Consider the following 15,333-nt stretch of genomic DNA (forward strand, 5'->3'; position numbering starts at 1 on the left):
TCTGATTAAATTTATGTTAGGGAACAAGTGAGTGAATAATTTTAAATCTGCGTTATGGCGCTGGTTTGAACAAGCCTTGATAACGCAAGAGAGTATGCCCAAGGCCTTATCCTTAGCGTGCCAAACTCCAACGAGGGGGCAATGGCAAGCGTTAACCAATGTGTTGCTCACTTGGCTATCTGGATTATTTCTAGGTGCTGGAGTGGTCTTTTTTGTGGCCGCTAACTGGCAATCTATGGGTAAACTTGCGCGTTTTGCTGTGGTTGAGGGCGCATTGATAGTTACTTTGCTTATTTATCTTGTGCAGCACCTTCGGGCAAGAAAGCGAGGTGCAGGGTTAGGCTTTGGCTATACTGCGGCAAATGCGGTGTTATTGGCCGCCGCCATTATTATCGGCAGCCTTTTGGCTTTGGTTGGGCAAACCTATCAAACGGGAGCTGATCCGTGGCAGTTGTTTGCACTTTGGGCATTGTTTGTTTTACCGCTAGCTTGGGTCGCTGGATCTGAGCTGTTATGGCTGTTATTGGGTTTACTCGTTAATCTGACTTTGGTTCTTTATTACCAGACTTTTCCGGGCATGATTGCGCATTTATTCATTTTCAATTTATCTTTAAAGGCACTATTTTTACTTAACCTATTACTGCATTTCTGTTGTTTGTTGCTCAGTGGCAAGCTTGGCTTATTTAACCAGAGCTCGCTATGTGAACAACATTTACAGCATAACCAAAGTTTAGGCTATGAGCCCAATCGATATGACGCGCCAGTGTTTCAACAACTCAGCATACTAATCAGTGTGGTCTGTATTACAGCATTAGCCATTGAGACTCTATTCGATTGGGGCAACGGTTTATGGTTCTTTGGCTATGTTGCTTTTATTGGTGCGGGCTATGTTCTCTATAACTTTGTGCTTAAAGATATCTTTGTACTCGCTATTGGCAGCTTTAGTCTTGTTGCCGTTGTTAATAGCCTACTTGCCCGTTTAGTCCTAGAGGGCAACGATCCTATAGGCCTATTTTTAGTGCTTGGACTGAGCATTATCGGCTCCACAACGGCAGTGACTCTGTGGCTCAAACAGCGTCATCAGGCTTTTAGCGTAGAAGGGCTGTCTTGATGCTAGATAAATTATTCGCCGGTCGGTTTGTGGCTCAAGACGTATTAGCCCAAGGTAAACTTTGGGCTGAGTTGAATGCACTTGGCTTAATTGAGGGAAAGTTATCCACTAACGGGGGGAGTACTCAATCAGACTTACCTTCATTAACGCCCAATAGCCCTTGGTATATACAATTGATGCAGTCGCTGGCTGCCTGGGTGGCCTCGCTATTTATATTAGCTTTTACCATCAGTTTTTTCAGCCTGTTCTTCGATGATCTTGATACCACTTTTGCGACTATTATTGGTCTATTTTACAGCGGTCTGGCTATATTGGTTTATCGTTTAAGCCCCTCGCAGCTGTTTTTAAATCAGATGGCATTAGCACTCAGTTTGTGTGGATTATTATCTCTAGGTTATGGCATAACAGGTTGGTTTAGCGACGATTTTGGACTAGGTTGGTTTTTAGCATTCGGCTCCATATTGATGCTTAACTGGCTTTTAGTTGAGCACTATAGCCATCAATGTGTCATGAGCTTTGGTGTGCTAGCTTGTGTGATTGGTATTGGCTATGAGTTACAGCTACTGGAATTAATGCCAGTCATCATCAACCTAATGTTTGTCGGGCTTTGGCTAACTCACGCTAACACGGGGCAGCATTTTGCCAGAATGAGCGCTATGGGTTATATGTTGGCGTTGTGGATGGTGTTAATTCAACTGCCGTTAATGATTGGGCATACGAGTATCGCCCTAGAAAATGCGTTTCCTGTGCTAGCGAATTGGGCGAATGCCTTGTCGGTCAGTACGACACTCATTATTACCATGGCTTTGCTGATTAACATTTTTGGCTCGTTATCACTATCTCTCAATAGCAAGCAAGGGCTCATTAGTATGCTGGTTATGGTATTACTCGCGGCGCTCTCTATCCCGATGGTGGGTCTGTTAAGTGCAGTGCTTATCTTGATTGTTGGCTTCTATGTTGGAGAAAGACTTATTTTCTCCCTTGGACTGCTGGGGATCGTAAGTTTTGTCGCTTGGTACTATTACAGCATGCAAGTCACGCTGCTGGAGAAATCGATTTGGCTATTGGCACTGGGGGTCATATTGCTAGTGGCTAAGCTACTCTTGGGTAAAATATTACCTAATACTGAGTCGGGTAGTAATGCATAAAGCGGTTTATAAGCGTGCTGGTTCAGAATCGTTAAACATGCTGTATAAAAGTTGTATAAGAGAGTGTTATGGCCGAACAAACTAACATCATCAAGCTAAAGAATCCAATGACTGTTTATCTCGTCATTGCGACAATTTGTGCAGTATTGGCCGTTGTTAATTGGGATATATACCAGAAAGAGCAGCAATTAGCCCAGGGTAAAGTGGTTCGTTTTGCGCTCGCTCCGGTGGACCCTCGCTCCTTAATGCAGGGGGATTATATGGCATTGAACTATGCCATCGCGGCCAAGATCAGGCCATTAGTTAAGGTTGAGAATGGAGACGGTTTACTGCAGGTCAAGCTTGACCAAAATCAAGTGGCGCAATTAGTGTCGGTTGATAAAGCTCAGGATACGATTGATGAAGTGGTTAATATTCAATATCGTGTGCGTCACAATCAAATCAAATTTGCTAGCAATGCGTTCTTTTTCGAAGAGGGACAAGCAAAGCGATTTGACTCTGCTAAATATGGCCAGTTTAGGGTAAGCGAGCAGGGGGCTTTACTGTTAGAGTCCCTGCTAGACAAAAATTTTAAACCAATTTAAGCCGCTTTAAACTAGAGGAAAGTTAAGCCCATAGCTTTGATGGGCAGTACTTTGATGGGCAGTACTTTGATGAGTATTACTTGTTATGAGTATAGCTTGTTACTGGTGTAGCACTCTTAGTGCTTACGATTAAGCAGGCTTGGCACACACAGTGATTTTAAACCGCTCATCAGCATTGACTAATCCGCTTAGGGGCTCGTGCGGCGATAAGTTGAACTCTTGCAAACCGTTAAACGCTTTGTCGCTTTGCTGATAATCAACCTGACATCTAAGATTGAGTAACCCTGCTGAATCAATAAAGCTGCTTTCAACGGTGATAGAGCCATATTCGATACTAAATGTTTGTACCTCTCCCACATAAAAACAGCGGCTCTGTGAAATGAGCTGCTGAGCATTGTATGTTAACGTCAAATTAAGTTGTACATATACGCGACTGGATAAATCAAACTTAGCTTGCTTATTACGGTTAAGAGAAGAAATATACAAACCACCGAGAGGACTACTCATCTGTTAAGTAACTATTTTTTAAATTAGCTTTTGTATTAGTATTTTAAATTAGCTTTTTGGCTCAGGTAGCACGGCTGGAGTGCTATCTCTGTACGTTAGGTAATTATCCCAAATTTCATGCGTACGCAGCTTAGTTAGCTTAGTTAGCTTTGTTTGGCATGAAATGGCCATAACGCCGCGAATAGTGCCCTCACGCCACTGAGTGTATACCGCGTCACAGTGGGATGTTAAATACTGTTGCCAGTCTAGTTGCGCAGCTTTAATTGCGCTAATTAGCTCTGCATCGTAACTGTTGTGCTCATAAGCTTTAGCTAAGTAGGTTTGCATCTCAATGTTAGCTGTATCGAGCTCCTGTGCCGCACATTGATTTATCTCGATTGTCGAGTAAGCACTGTCGCAATCAATCTCATTTGCTAGGGCGGTAACAGAGAACAAGATTAAGAGTAAGTAGCCTAAAATAGTGTTTTTTTTCAAGTGTTTTAGCCCATTTTATATAAATTTAATTGGTAATGGTTTAGCTTATATCTGCTCAATGCATAGACAATAACGTTAAAGCTAGCCTTTGCTCCTATTTTGCAAGTTCTTTGAAATTGATTTCTGTGTTTATTAATGACTCTTGGCCTTGATGGATAACAACATCTCTGGCGCCAGCGCCTATAGCCATTTCTCGAAATGCTCTAATTTCTATCATAGTTAAGCCCCCCTCTGTTTTTTCCATTGGATGGATAATGATTATAGGAGCGGGAGATAGGAGTTTTTTGCCAGCGAGTTGGTTAATTATCTCCTTGAGTAATCGTTCAGCAACAAAGAAATCATTGAGAAGTGCTCTAGGATGAGAAAAAGGGTTCAATGGATTAACGTAAGCCTTATTACCAAAAGCGGTCACAATCTTTGCTCCGTTTTTACTCGACTCTACTTGTAGGTGCGGCTGTTCATCAAATACGCCATTGGTTTCAATATCAACAACCCGGATACGGTTCTCCCATATCTGGACATATAATGTCGGACTCAATTTATCGATTAAGCGACGGATCATGATGTTATGCTTCCTTGGCGACTAAGGCTCTCATTTACGGGCTAATACTTTATACTAATTATAATGTGGCTAACTACTTACTTTTTATATAAATATTCATTATCTTACCAGATAGGTACGCCAAAGATTAAACCTGCGAAAAACCATGTGGTTAAATGAGTTATAGCTGCTGTAAAGTAAAGGGCTTACCGATAAAATCCATAAAATGCGCATCGGGAAACCATTTGGCAAAATGCCGAGGACTAAAAAGGTGTGAAATTTTGCTTAATTAGGAATTGATTTTTTGCACGTTAGCCAAAAAAGGCAGAAAAAGGGCAAGCGCATACACAAGGCTATACTCTGCAGCAGGGTTTACGCTAAGCTGCTAAACCGTTAGGCCGCTATAGTATAACGGCCGCTTTACGGAGCCTCTTATTTCTTAATCCACTTGCCAGATTGGTTTTGAATATAATGGCCTTTTTTGCTTGCTTGAATCGCTTTCTCTGCGGCGAGCTTTGCGACATCATTAACAGAAATATTGTTCTGCTTTGCTATTTTTTCATAGTGTGCTTTACGTTTTGCGTTCACCGAGCTTGTAACGGCTTTTGCCTCAGCCGAGACAATGACCACACCTAAATAGCCATTGGTTTGTTCTCCTACTAGACCCTGAGCTTTGGCATCTTGCAGTGAGATTGCAAAGGCATTAAAGCTGAGTATTAGGCTTGTAACAAGCACAAGTAATTTTGACTTCATGGCGTTCTCCTTTATTTCCTTTGCTTAAAACAGTTCGTCGTTGGTTAAGAGTTGATCTAACTGTTTGTCGACCTTGATTTTAATCTCATGTTCAATCTTTACGTTGAGATTGATGACAATGGGTTTATCTGGCGGCTCAATCTTAACCGTCGGGCTGCAACCAACTAGAGCATATAGCGCGAGCACTAGGCTTAATAACAATTTCGGACTATGCAATGTTTTCATTGGCTTATCCTTTTCCTTAACGGGTTGGGCTAATTTGAGGTTTTAATCAGTATAGCGCTACATACAGGTTTTTAATCAGTTATAACTCTTTGAATATTTATGATTATTTAACTGCGCGTTCAATCTGGTTCTGTAAATTGTCACCTATCTGTAAACTTCTGAGCAACTGTATCATGTTCTCCTCTTGAGAGTAGTTGAAGTGGATAGGTCGTTCAATACCCTGGCTACGTCCTTTTACATTCACTTTCAATTTAGCATCGCCTTGAGCGTCCATATCGAAACTACTTGAGAGTTCTGAGTAGTTAAGGTGTTCTAGTGCTGAGAAAGCAAACTCTAGGTAGGGTTGGCTTTGGCGCATCTTCTCAACGGCGGGATTATTACCTATAGCGATATAGCCGCCTGGGGGGCGCGCAGCGAGTCTTCCTCCGCTGATACTGGCTTTACCTTTTTCGATGCTGACGGGGAGAACGCCATCAAAAATACCGTCAGCGGAAATACCGACTAAAGGGTGAATGGCTAATACCTTAGTTAAATCAATATGCTGTAAAACAAAATAGGCTGATGATGGTTTTCTAAGGTTTAATTGAAACTGTGGGATAAGCAGTTGGCCACCGAGTAAATCTCCTTGGGCAGTCAGCCTGACAGAGGCTTGCTTCACGCCTAAAAGTAGTTGTGCAAGCGCTAAATTTTGCTTGCTGTTTGTGCTTGTTGGCTGGGGGGCAACATCTGATCCAGTACTGAAAGAGACTGCGGCTTCAGCTTTGATATCGGTGATCATTACGCCAGGATTAAAGGCCAGCAGCGACAGTTTTATATTGTCGCAAGCAAATGAGCTTGCATGCTTTTTCGCGCTATTTTGTTGCCAACGATACTGGCATTGCGTATCCATATTGCCCCCATCGAAGGGCAGGTTGTAAAGGCTGCCTTTGATATCGTTAACCTTTGGGTCAATCACCATGTTGAACGCCAGCTGCTGGTTCTTTTTAAGCTGATAATGCATAACCAGCTCAGTATTACCTTGGATGTCTAGCGTGTCAGGTAAACTGTCTGTTTGGCTTAAAAAAGCCAGAATTGGGGCGAATTTACTACTAAATTGCCAATCTCCGCTTAAGTTAAAGCGAGTCAAATTGCTTAATTGCGGCACAAACTGATGCTGACTAGTGAAGAAAAGATCATTAATCTGCCAGTTTTCATCGCTACTTAACCGCTGCTGATTTAGTGTCAGCTGCTGGCTTAATTCAACGGTGTCGAGCTGAACCAATTTTTGCTTGATGCGGCGTTGATTAAGTTGGTTGGCATTGTTATTTTTTGTCTGACTGACAGGGCTATAGCCAGACTTGTCGAGACTAAGCTGTTTAAGGGTTAAGCTTATTTGATTATGTAGTTGCTGGGTTAGCAGCTCGCGAGTAAACGATAAATTTTTAGCGTTACTATTTTTATAGTTAGCACTTTCGTTATTACTGGCGTTAGCCGTTGTAAATGTTAGCGGCATAGGTTGTTTAAGTGCAAAATCAAGATGATCAAGTCGAAGCTTATATTGCTCTTCACGCGTATTGCTTAGCTGCAGGTCACCGTCAATACCAGTGACTTGATAGCTAAGCGCTGGAAAGGTGAAGTGGGTGACTCCCTGCTGATAACGGTATTCGATAGGGGAGTTAATTGAGAGTTTAGTTTGCTCAATATGGCTACTGAGCACTGCAGGCTTAGCTTGTGAAATAGCTTGTGGTGTAGCGTCTAATGCTGATCCAGCGTTAACAGCTAACTTTGGGCTGACTATTGTTATGCCATTGGTGATTTGTGCCGCGTTACTTGCGACCTTAATACTGTAACTAGTCTGTTGATTAGACTTAGCAGCGGTCATTTCCCCCTGCATTGTCAATGACGCCTTGCCTATCTTAATCTGGTAGGGGAGTTCTCTGAGCTTAGGCCACAATTGGTTAAGAGTAATGCTTTGGTCATGTTTAACATCAAGTTGCCAATCGGCGCTCAGTCGGTAATCACCAGCGGTAGAAGTAGCAGTTGATACCGAGTTAGAGCCAAGCAGTTGATAGCCGAGCTGCGAAACGAATATTTTCGCATCTAAGCGGCTGTCTTTTATCGATAGTGATAGTGCAGGTATTTTTAGCTGCGGCGCAGCTGGCGATGGTTGTCCTATCTGATAGCTCAAGCCTTCGTCAACGCTAAGTAACAGACTTGGACCTTTATGTTTGTTTAAGGTGTTATAGCTTAACTCTTGATACAAATTGCTCAGCGCTTGTTCGAACGGTTTGTCATTGAGCAGATGTAATAGCTGCTCATGTTGCTCCAGGCTAAGTGGCAGTTTAAAAGGCATGACCGTTAAAATCGGTGTGCCAATATGGCCAGTTATATCAAAGTTAAGTGTGCCTAAGCTTTCTTGGCTCTGTTGTTCAGCACTAAGGTTATAACTGACAGGTTGCAATGTGACATCAGCAAGATTATATAAAACTAATTTTGTGCCGCGCAGACTGTGCTCAGAGGTTAAGATTGCGGTTGTTAAATCCAGTTTCAGTGTTGAGTCCAAAGTGGCATCAAAGCTGATATTTTTGTCGTCTATTGACTGGGTCAGTCGATACAACGGCGATAATAGACTTGTAGGTTGCGCGCTATGGGGTGTTTTAGCTTGTTTTGCATAAAGCATTTTCTCTGTTGCTGCTAAGCGGCGACTAAATGATTGCAGCAGTGTTAAGTCAATACTAGAGGTCGCACGCCATTGCTCAGTGGTTAGCTTGGCTGACAGGCTAAGTAGAGGCTTATTATCTAGCACAATTTGGCTTTTAAGTTCGCCTTGCTTGTTTAAGCTCAGATTATTTAGCTCAATGATTGGGGCGTTAGCTTTTGCTCCTTGCAAAGCGATGCGTGTTTGTGTGAGCTCAATATCGGGAAAGGCGTCAAAGTTAAGGCCAATTGTCGGTCCTGCTTCATTATCAGTTTGTCTTGAGACTGATAAGGCATTTAGCGCAAGTTTTACATCTATTTCTTCTACAGATAATGCCAACAGATCGCTAACTTTCAAAGCCCAGGGTTTGGTTTTTTTATCAAATAAGATATTGAGGTCGGTAATTTTTATATCAGTGCTATCAACCGTCAATTCTGTGCTCGATACATGCCAATGAGTTAAGCTTTTTGGGTTAAAGCTAAGTTGATTTATTTGGGTGTTATAAGGCGCTAGAAACTGGTTTGCTAAATCTATGGTGACTCTTTCGTAATTGCACAATACGACCCCACCAAGGATAGCAGCAAGCGTAACTATGGTTAAGAGTAAGATACCTGTATATCGTGCGGCTTTATGTCGCCAGCTTTTCAGTCCTGCCTGTTGCACTTGAAAGGTTCCATCTGTCGTTGGCTAAAGGCGATATTTGCCTGCTCGCTTTCAGTATAGTCTGAGGATTCTAACATCTTAACTCTAGAGCTGAATAGGCGATGACTGAGAATTAAAAACACTCGCTTTTAGTTGTATAACCGACTTAAAACATAAGGGAGAGACTTATGCAGACAACTTATATCTGACCTAGTCATTTATAGATTTTAAAGGTCATGTGTAATGGTCACTGTGCAGTGTCTGAGTCTGAGGTGAATATGAACTCAATAGGCTTATTAACTCAGTGAGAGCTACGGACTCATTAAGAAGTATAAGTAAGAGAGAAGATCTGTGATTAGACCTTCTCATGCTAAACGTTTACGCTTTCCAAGCGATATGGGTTGTCAATGTATGGCTCTCGTTAGGCGCCAATATCACTTTATCTTCTAATACATTTGCCGCTTCTAGACACACCATCGTTAGGTAGTCATCACTATTGAAACGAGATAAACGCTCAGACTTCTCTATCCAAGGGTTCCAAAGCACGGCGCTCTTGCTGTTTTCGCGGCGCACTTCAATTACACCATCTGGTGTATGTAATTCTTGGCAATCACTTAAATCTGTATAAACCCGGTCAGTTTCACGGGTAAAATCAACGCTATCACCTTCTTGTGGGAAGGGGCCTTTAGCAAATTCAATATACTTAGACGCACTAAAGCCTGTCGCTTTTAATTGGTGAATATCGCTGATTGGAAAATAGCTGTGCAACGCCTGAGTTAGACTGACATCATAATCACTATGGTTGGTGTTGATGAGACTGACACTGAGCGTGTCGCTTAGGGTAAACAGCATCGTTACGTCAGTATCGTGAGGCCAAAACTGTTTATCCTCCTCGCTAATTTTCAAGGTGAACTTTAAATCAACGAGTTGATTTCGCATCTTAACTGACTCCAGAGACCAGATGCGGGTACGAGCAAACCCGTGCTGTGGAAAGTCTGGGTTATCACTCATACCAAACCAAGGCCAACACACTGGAATACCGCCCCTAATACCATTACCAGGTTCATAGTCGTCGGCGCTAGACACCCAAAGTAATGGCTTTTTGCCTACAGGCTCAAAGTAATCAATTTGCGCCCCTTGCATAAAAATCCTGGCCTTACACAAAGGCGTATTGACGTCGACATATTCTAGTCCGTTAGCATGTTTTTTGGTGGTGACCGAACCCATGGGGAGTTGTCCTTTCATAGCGTTAGCACGAATAATTGATTCAGCTTACCCGTTTTTCAATTTAGAGATAAGCCTTCTTTTGACTGTATTTACGGTAATGCTGTTCTCTTGTACAAACAAAGTCAGATTATTGCTGAGTTTTTGTGCAAACTTAGTTATGGTGGTCAGAGCACTGACCATTACTCATAACTATTAATAAGAGATGAAAGGGACGACATTATGCCTATTTATCAAGCGCCAATACGTGACTATCAGTTTGTTCTTGGCGAACTTCTCAATGTTTATCAACAAGAAAACCTAACTGGCTTTGATGAATTTGACCCGGAATTGATTGATGCCGTTCTGCAAGGCGTCGCAGACTTTACCACCGATATTATGCTTCCATTAAATGGCAGTGGGGATGTGGAAGGTTGCCGCTTAGTTGATGGTAAAGTGGTCACACCTAAAGGCTTTATTGATGCTTATCAGCAATATGTTGACAACGGTTGGGCAACTCTCACCTGTGATCCTGAGTATGGTGGCCAAGGTTTACCCGAGGTGGTTGGCGTTTTCGCCACTGAAATGAAAACGGCTACCAATATGGCATTTGCTATGTACCCAGGCCTTACTCATGGGGCTTATGCTGCGATACATGCTCATGGTAGTGAGGCGTTAAAAGCTAAATATTTAGAAAAACTAGTCAGTGGTGAATGGACCGGCACCATGAATCTAACTGAATCCCATGCTGGTACTGACTTAGCACTGCTGCGAACTAAAGCGTTGCCTGTTGGCAATGATAGCTACTCGATCACTGGTGAAAAGATATTTATCTCATCTGGCGATCATGATTTAACCGACAATATTGTGCATCTGGTATTAGCCAGGCTTCCCGATGCTCCTGAGGGGGTTAAAGGGATCTCCTTGTTTGTGGTGCCAAAAGTGCTAATTAATGATGACGGTAGCCTAGGTGAGAACAATAGCCTTTGCGCCGCCAGTTTAGAGCATAAAATGGGGATCCATGGTAACTCGACCTGTGTAATGAATTTTGATGGCGCTATTGGTGAACTCGTCGGCGAGCCGCACCAAGGGCTTCGCGCTATGTTCACCATGATGAATCAGGCAAGACTCGGAGTCGGTGTACAAGGTTTGGGCGTATCTGAAATCGCTTATCAAAATGCATTAGCTTATGCCAAAGATCGTATTCAAGGGCGAGCATTAAGTGGCCCTAACCAGCCAGAACAGGCAGCAGACTCTATCTTGGTGCATGGTGATGTACGTCGAATGTTATTGTCACAAAAAGCCTTTAACGAAGGCACTCGAGCATTGATGGGGCAGCAAGCACTTTGGCTTGATGAAGCCGAGAGACACCAAGACCCAGAGCAAGCTAAAGCGGCGTCAAAGCTTGCGGCATTGTTTACTCCAATAGTGAAAGGTTTTGTTACTGACCAAGGTTTTAAGGCGTGTGTTGACGCTCAACAAGTCTTTGGCGGGCACGGTTATATTCACGAATGGGGCATGGAGCAGTTTGTGCGTGATAGCCGTATTGCGATGATCTATGAAGGCACCAATGGTGTGCAGGCGCTTGATCTTGTCGGGCGAAAAATACTATCAGATAAAGGCGCCACCTTGCAGGCATGGTCTGAGCAGGTTAAAGGCCTTATTCAGCACAATATGTCTAATGATGCGATGAAGCCTTATATTACCGGCTTGATGGATGCAGCGGGCGATCTTGAAAAAGCCACGGGCTACATAGCCGCGAATGCGCCAAAAAATCCCGATATAATTGGCGCGGCGTCTATGGCTTATATGCAAATATTGGGTATAACAGCGTTAGCATGGATGTGGACTCGAACAGCCGATAAGGCGTTGCAAGCTTTAGCCAGTGGTACTGATGAAAGTATATTTTATCAAGATAAGTTGAGCACAGCGCAATTTTATATGAACTACTGGGCAGTGCAGACTCGGAGCTTACGTAAGCAGATTCAAGCGGCAAGTGAAGGTATTATGGCCTTTGATGACAGTGCTTTTTAACGCGTAAAATGGCTTTAACGGATCACTCCTGACTGCCATAGCGGGAAGGAGTGTTTCCAGCCATCAAGGTCTAGATTGAATAACCTCACAATAATACCAATCAGTATAATAAGTTGATCTACTCAGAACGTTTTTTGGCAAACTAATTCAAGGCGAATAACTGAAAGAATGGTTGCTCCCTTGTGAAGTTGTTCAACGCAGAAGTAGGCAGCCAAAAACGCTCCTGAATGGCGAGTTTTAGCGGCTCTGATACTGTGAATCTTATGGAACAAGAGGGAGCTTAAACGTAGAATTACTATGCTCTTCACTCGTTGCCTTGTCTCAGTGCCGCTAAACTCTCGCTGAGCGACCAAATCTTTATACTGATTGGTATAACCAATCCTCATCCCTTCGCCGTACATTAGTTTGTCAAAAAATACGCTAAGTCGATCACCTTTTATTGGGCTTGCGATAGAGATTGAGATAGTGACTGAGATTGTAACTGAGATAGTAACTGAGATTGTGATTGCGATAGTGACTGCGATTAGACAACAGCACCTCTACTGCGCTAATCTTGCCGCACTTTACCGACTGCACTTTTCAATTGATTGCAATATTCACAATTGATTGCAGTATTCACAACAGTATTTAGCAGCGATGGCTGTATTCATTTAATAGGATAAACATGCAGTATAAATGGGTACTTTTTGACGCAGACGAGACCTTGTTTCACTTTGATGCTTTTCAAGGCTTACAATTAATGTTCTCCCGTTTTGATGTGGATTTTACCCGTCAAGACTTCCTTCAGTATCAAACGGTAAATCAACCGCTTTGGGTTGACTATCAAGACGGTAAGTTAACCGCTCAAGAGTTGCAGAATATTCGTTTTGAATCATGGGCAGACAAGCTCACCGTTTCAACACAAAGACTCAATAATGATTTTCTTGCTGCAATGGCTGAAATTTGTCAGCTGCTACCAGGTGCTCAAGCGTTAATTGACTCGCTAACGGGGCGCGTCAATATGGGGATTATTACCAATGGATTTACCCAATTACAAACCATACGTTTAGAAAAAGTGGGCTTAGCTGATCGTTTTTCGCCTTTGGTGATCTCTGAAGAGGTTGGCGTAGCTAAACCGGATGTGGGGATCTTTAATCATGCATTGCAGTTGATGGGCAATCCCGATAAGGACTCTGTACTGATGGTGGGTGATAACCCGCATTCAGATATCTTAGGCGGCATTAATGCGGGTCTTCATACCTGTTGGCTTAATAGCAATGGAGCAGAGAAGCCTGACGGTATTAACCCGCATTATCAAGTGGGCTCTTTGTGCGAACTTCGCCAGATATTAGCGACAAAGCTGGTGGCTTAAAGCTTATTAACGCGTTAGCTTTGCTTTTCAAAATGCAGCAGACGGTTATTAGCAGGCATGGGGTAATCAGTGATTAACACTAGCCCCTGTTTTGCTGCGAGTTCAATAATCCACTCAATATCTCGAATTGCGCTTTGTGGGTTTTGCTCAAACAACCACTGATCGAAGTTGCGATTACTGTCGCTGCTGTATTGTCTGTGATAGTTAAACGGGCCATAAACGCAAAATTGTCCGTTAAGCGCCAAATGCTTCCCTAGTCCGTCAAATAAATCTTCGACCATAGACTTAGCCATAATATGCAAGGTATTAGCGGTAAACACCGCATCAATCTGGCCATTTTCGAGTTTATCTATTGGCCAATTTTCTGTGACATCAAGTACCAAGGGAGCGTGTAAATTGTCGCTTGGCTCTTGGGTTAACCAGGCATTGATCCCCGCGTGATAACAGAGTTGATCGCTGGTTTGCCAGGTGACATGGGGCAAGAGCTTGGCAAAGTAGACTGCATGCTGCCCCGTGCCACTACCAATTTCGAGTACTTGACTGGCTTGGCTAAAGCTATGCTCTAACACTGCACCTATAGCTGTTTTATTGTTTTCACAAGATTGAGAGTAAGGTAATGAGCTCACTGTTGATGCTTTGTTATCGAATTAGGCTTACTGTTTTACCGCGTCTATTAACTAAATTCAATGATTTGCTTAAGAAAGCGCTCTACTCAATAAATCATGCTGTTAACACGCAATATCCCCCGCAATAACCCTTAGGCGTTGTAGATAAAAAGCGTTAATATCTAAGCACAATTTTGAGGTTAACAGGCATTATTTTGGCTATAGAACAAAATGAGATCGTTTCACTCTTGAGTGAACTTGAGTGCAGAACTAATTTTTCAATCAAGAAAGTTACCGAGTACATGCTTCCTAAGTTGAAAGAACCGTTTTATCTGTATGTGGATGGCAAGCAAGCACAACTGGTGATCCGTCCCGCTTATGAAGTGTTTAAAGCTGACTTTAGCGCGATTGAAGGCGTGAATGTCAAAGACCAATATTGTCATTACTCTGAGATGACGCGATTTCCTAAACGAGTGCAAAAGAGCGTGAATGGTATTCACTACGGGTTAGCCTTTAGCTTCGGCTCTAAAGACGCTCTAAAAGCCTTTATTAAGAAACTGATAGCGATTAATCAAGGTCAGTAATCGTTAAAGCGGGAAAGGAGACTGCGTTGAGAAAAACCGATAAAAAAATTGATAACACTATTCGCATTATCCTGACTCAGGTTTGTGAGGCCGCTAAGGAGCAAGTTGCAGGGTTTATGTGGGTGACTCACCAAGTTAATTTTGCAAAAATGCCAGACAGCTTGATGATAAGCTTTATATTTGAGTCACAAAGCTTATTGGATAGGGCGATCCGCAGCGGTGAGACTGCACGAATACAGACATTGACCCAAAAGCTCTTGCAAGCAGAGGGTATAAGCTTGAACAAAGTCAATAAACAGTGCCGGTTTCACGTTGCGCCCGCTAAATAAAGCGTGCTTATTGCGTGTTAGCAGTCGTTCGTTGAAGTATTAGTAAACGTATTCGCAGTCGTTCGTTGAAGTATTAGTAAACGTATTCGCAGTCGTTCGTTAAAGTATTAGCAAACGTATGAACTGACGCATTAGCTTGGCTGCCCAACTTTGCATTCGCACTTATTTTAGCCGTTGCATTATCTTTTTTAGACCAGACACACCAATGGATGTTTGACTCCGTATGGAATGTTTAGAAACATTCTTATACTAAAATCTATATCTGCAGTTAACTTAATATGGTTTACACTGTTACATAATAAGTGATGAATAGGACAAGGAGTCGAATAGACATGGAGCCTAATAAGGTAAGGTCTCAAGAATCGATGCATGATTCTGATATTGAAGCGCTTTTATCTGACTTGAATCATAAGAGACTGAAGTTTTTTGCGTTAATGGTTGCAATTATCGCAGGCATTCCAGCAGGGTTTTATGGTGCACGCTGGGTCTACCAATTGTTTTTTCCCGCAAACTAGTGACTGGCTTAAGTTAAAAGCTTAAGCATTTGTTTCAGTCTAAAAGAAGC

Annotated in this window: 16 protein-coding genes; 8 read left to right on the top strand and 8 right to left on the bottom strand. The window is 42.6% G+C overall.

Translation table 11 applies throughout. The features are described from left to right. Nucleotides 1–31 precede the first annotated feature (31 nt). From ACVBIU_RS00265 to ACVBIU_RS00275, 3 genes are all read left to right on the top strand, one after another. Complete coding sequence (locus ACVBIU_RS00265) at nt 32–1,111, top strand: DUF2157 domain-containing protein (RefSeq protein WP_447162876.1); 1,080 nt, start codon at nt 32–34, stop codon at nt 1,109–1,111. Further along, nucleotides 1,111–2,259, top strand: coding sequence for a DUF4401 domain-containing protein (locus tag ACVBIU_RS00270; RefSeq protein WP_447162875.1), 1,149 nt, complete (start codon nt 1,111–1,113; stop codon nt 2,257–2,259). Before ACVBIU_RS00265 ends, ACVBIU_RS00270 begins: the two co-directional genes overlap by 1 nt. Nucleotides 2,260–2,327: 68 nt before the next feature. After that, complete coding sequence (locus tag ACVBIU_RS00275) at nt 2,328–2,843, top strand: GDYXXLXY domain-containing protein (RefSeq protein ID WP_447162874.1); 516 nt, start codon at nt 2,328–2,330, stop codon at nt 2,841–2,843. A 129-nt stretch (nt 2,844–2,972) separates the two neighbouring features. Here ACVBIU_RS00275 and ACVBIU_RS00280 read toward each other — a convergent pair whose 3' ends face one another. From ACVBIU_RS00280 to ACVBIU_RS00310, 7 genes are all read right to left on the bottom strand, one after another. Then, nucleotides 2,973–3,350 (bottom strand): hypothetical protein, encoded by a 378-nt coding sequence (locus tag ACVBIU_RS00280; RefSeq protein ID WP_447161999.1) that lies wholly within the window; start codon nt 3,348–3,350, stop codon nt 2,973–2,975. Between the two features lie 48 nt (nt 3,351–3,398). Further along, a complete protein-coding gene (locus tag ACVBIU_RS00285) occupies nt 3,399–3,824 on the bottom strand; it encodes a lysozyme inhibitor LprI family protein (protein WP_447162873.1) in 426 nt (141 codons plus the stop codon). Between the two features lie 94 nt (nt 3,825–3,918). Continuing rightward, entirely contained in the window at nt 3,919–4,386 is a 468-nt protein-coding gene (locus ACVBIU_RS00290) for a rod shape-determining protein MreB (RefSeq protein ID WP_447162872.1), read from the bottom strand. Between the two features lie 411 nt (nt 4,387–4,797). Next, nucleotides 4,798–5,118, bottom strand: a complete 321-nt coding sequence (locus tag ACVBIU_RS00295) for a YdbL family protein (protein ID WP_447162002.1) — start codon at nt 5,116–5,118, stop codon at nt 4,798–4,800. A gap of 24 nt (nt 5,119–5,142) precedes the next feature. After that, complete coding sequence (locus ACVBIU_RS00300) at nt 5,143–5,343, bottom strand: YnbE family lipoprotein (protein ID WP_447162003.1); 201 nt, start codon at nt 5,341–5,343, stop codon at nt 5,143–5,145. A gap of 103 nt (nt 5,344–5,446) precedes the next feature. Then, nucleotides 5,447–8,683 (bottom strand): YdbH domain-containing protein, encoded by a 3,237-nt coding sequence (locus tag ACVBIU_RS00305; protein ID WP_447162871.1) that lies wholly within the window; start codon nt 8,681–8,683, stop codon nt 5,447–5,449. Between the two features lie 357 nt (nt 8,684–9,040). After that, the gene (locus tag ACVBIU_RS00310; RefSeq protein ID WP_447162005.1) at nt 9,041–9,889 is read right to left on the bottom strand and encodes a D-hexose-6-phosphate mutarotase; all 849 of its coding nucleotides are present in this window, start codon (nt 9,887–9,889) and stop codon (nt 9,041–9,043) included. A 219-nt stretch (nt 9,890–10,108) separates the two neighbouring features. On the opposite strand from ACVBIU_RS00310, the gene ACVBIU_RS00315 reads away from it, so the two are divergent. Both ACVBIU_RS00315 and yjjG read left to right on the top strand, forming a co-directional pair. Next, nucleotides 10,109–11,899 carry an acyl-CoA dehydrogenase C-terminal domain-containing protein gene (locus ACVBIU_RS00315; RefSeq protein WP_447162870.1) on the top strand — a complete coding sequence of 597 codons (1,791 nt, stop codon included), beginning with the start codon at nt 10,109–10,111 and terminating at the stop codon, nt 11,897–11,899. 664 nt (nt 11,900–12,563) lie between these two features. After that, nucleotides 12,564–13,250, top strand: a complete 687-nt coding sequence (gene yjjG / locus ACVBIU_RS00320; RefSeq protein WP_447162007.1) for a pyrimidine 5'-nucleotidase — start codon at nt 12,564–12,566, stop codon at nt 13,248–13,250. Between the two features lie 14 nt (nt 13,251–13,264). Here the strand turns inward: yjjG and ACVBIU_RS00325 are convergent, their stop codons facing one another. Then, nucleotides 13,265–13,876, bottom strand: coding sequence for a DUF938 domain-containing protein (locus ACVBIU_RS00325; RefSeq protein WP_447162008.1), 612 nt, complete (start codon nt 13,874–13,876; stop codon nt 13,265–13,267). A 194-nt stretch (nt 13,877–14,070) separates the two neighbouring features. On the opposite strand from ACVBIU_RS00325, the gene ACVBIU_RS00330 reads away from it, so the two are divergent. From ACVBIU_RS00330 to ACVBIU_RS00340, 3 genes are all read left to right on the top strand, one after another. Then, nucleotides 14,071–14,439, top strand: coding sequence for a hypothetical protein (locus ACVBIU_RS00330; RefSeq protein WP_447162009.1), 369 nt, complete (start codon nt 14,071–14,073; stop codon nt 14,437–14,439). A 26-nt stretch (nt 14,440–14,465) separates the two neighbouring features. Beyond that, a complete protein-coding gene (locus ACVBIU_RS00335) occupies nt 14,466–14,768 on the top strand; it encodes a Fis family transcriptional regulator (RefSeq protein ID WP_447162869.1) in 303 nt (100 codons plus the stop codon). 332 nt (nt 14,769–15,100) lie between these two features. Continuing rightward, nucleotides 15,101–15,283, top strand: a complete 183-nt coding sequence (locus ACVBIU_RS00340; protein WP_447162868.1) for a hypothetical protein — start codon at nt 15,101–15,103, stop codon at nt 15,281–15,283. Nucleotides 15,284–15,333 lie beyond the last annotated feature (50 nt).

The sequence above is a fragment of the Shewanella sp. 30m-14 genome, assembly GCF_052977125.1.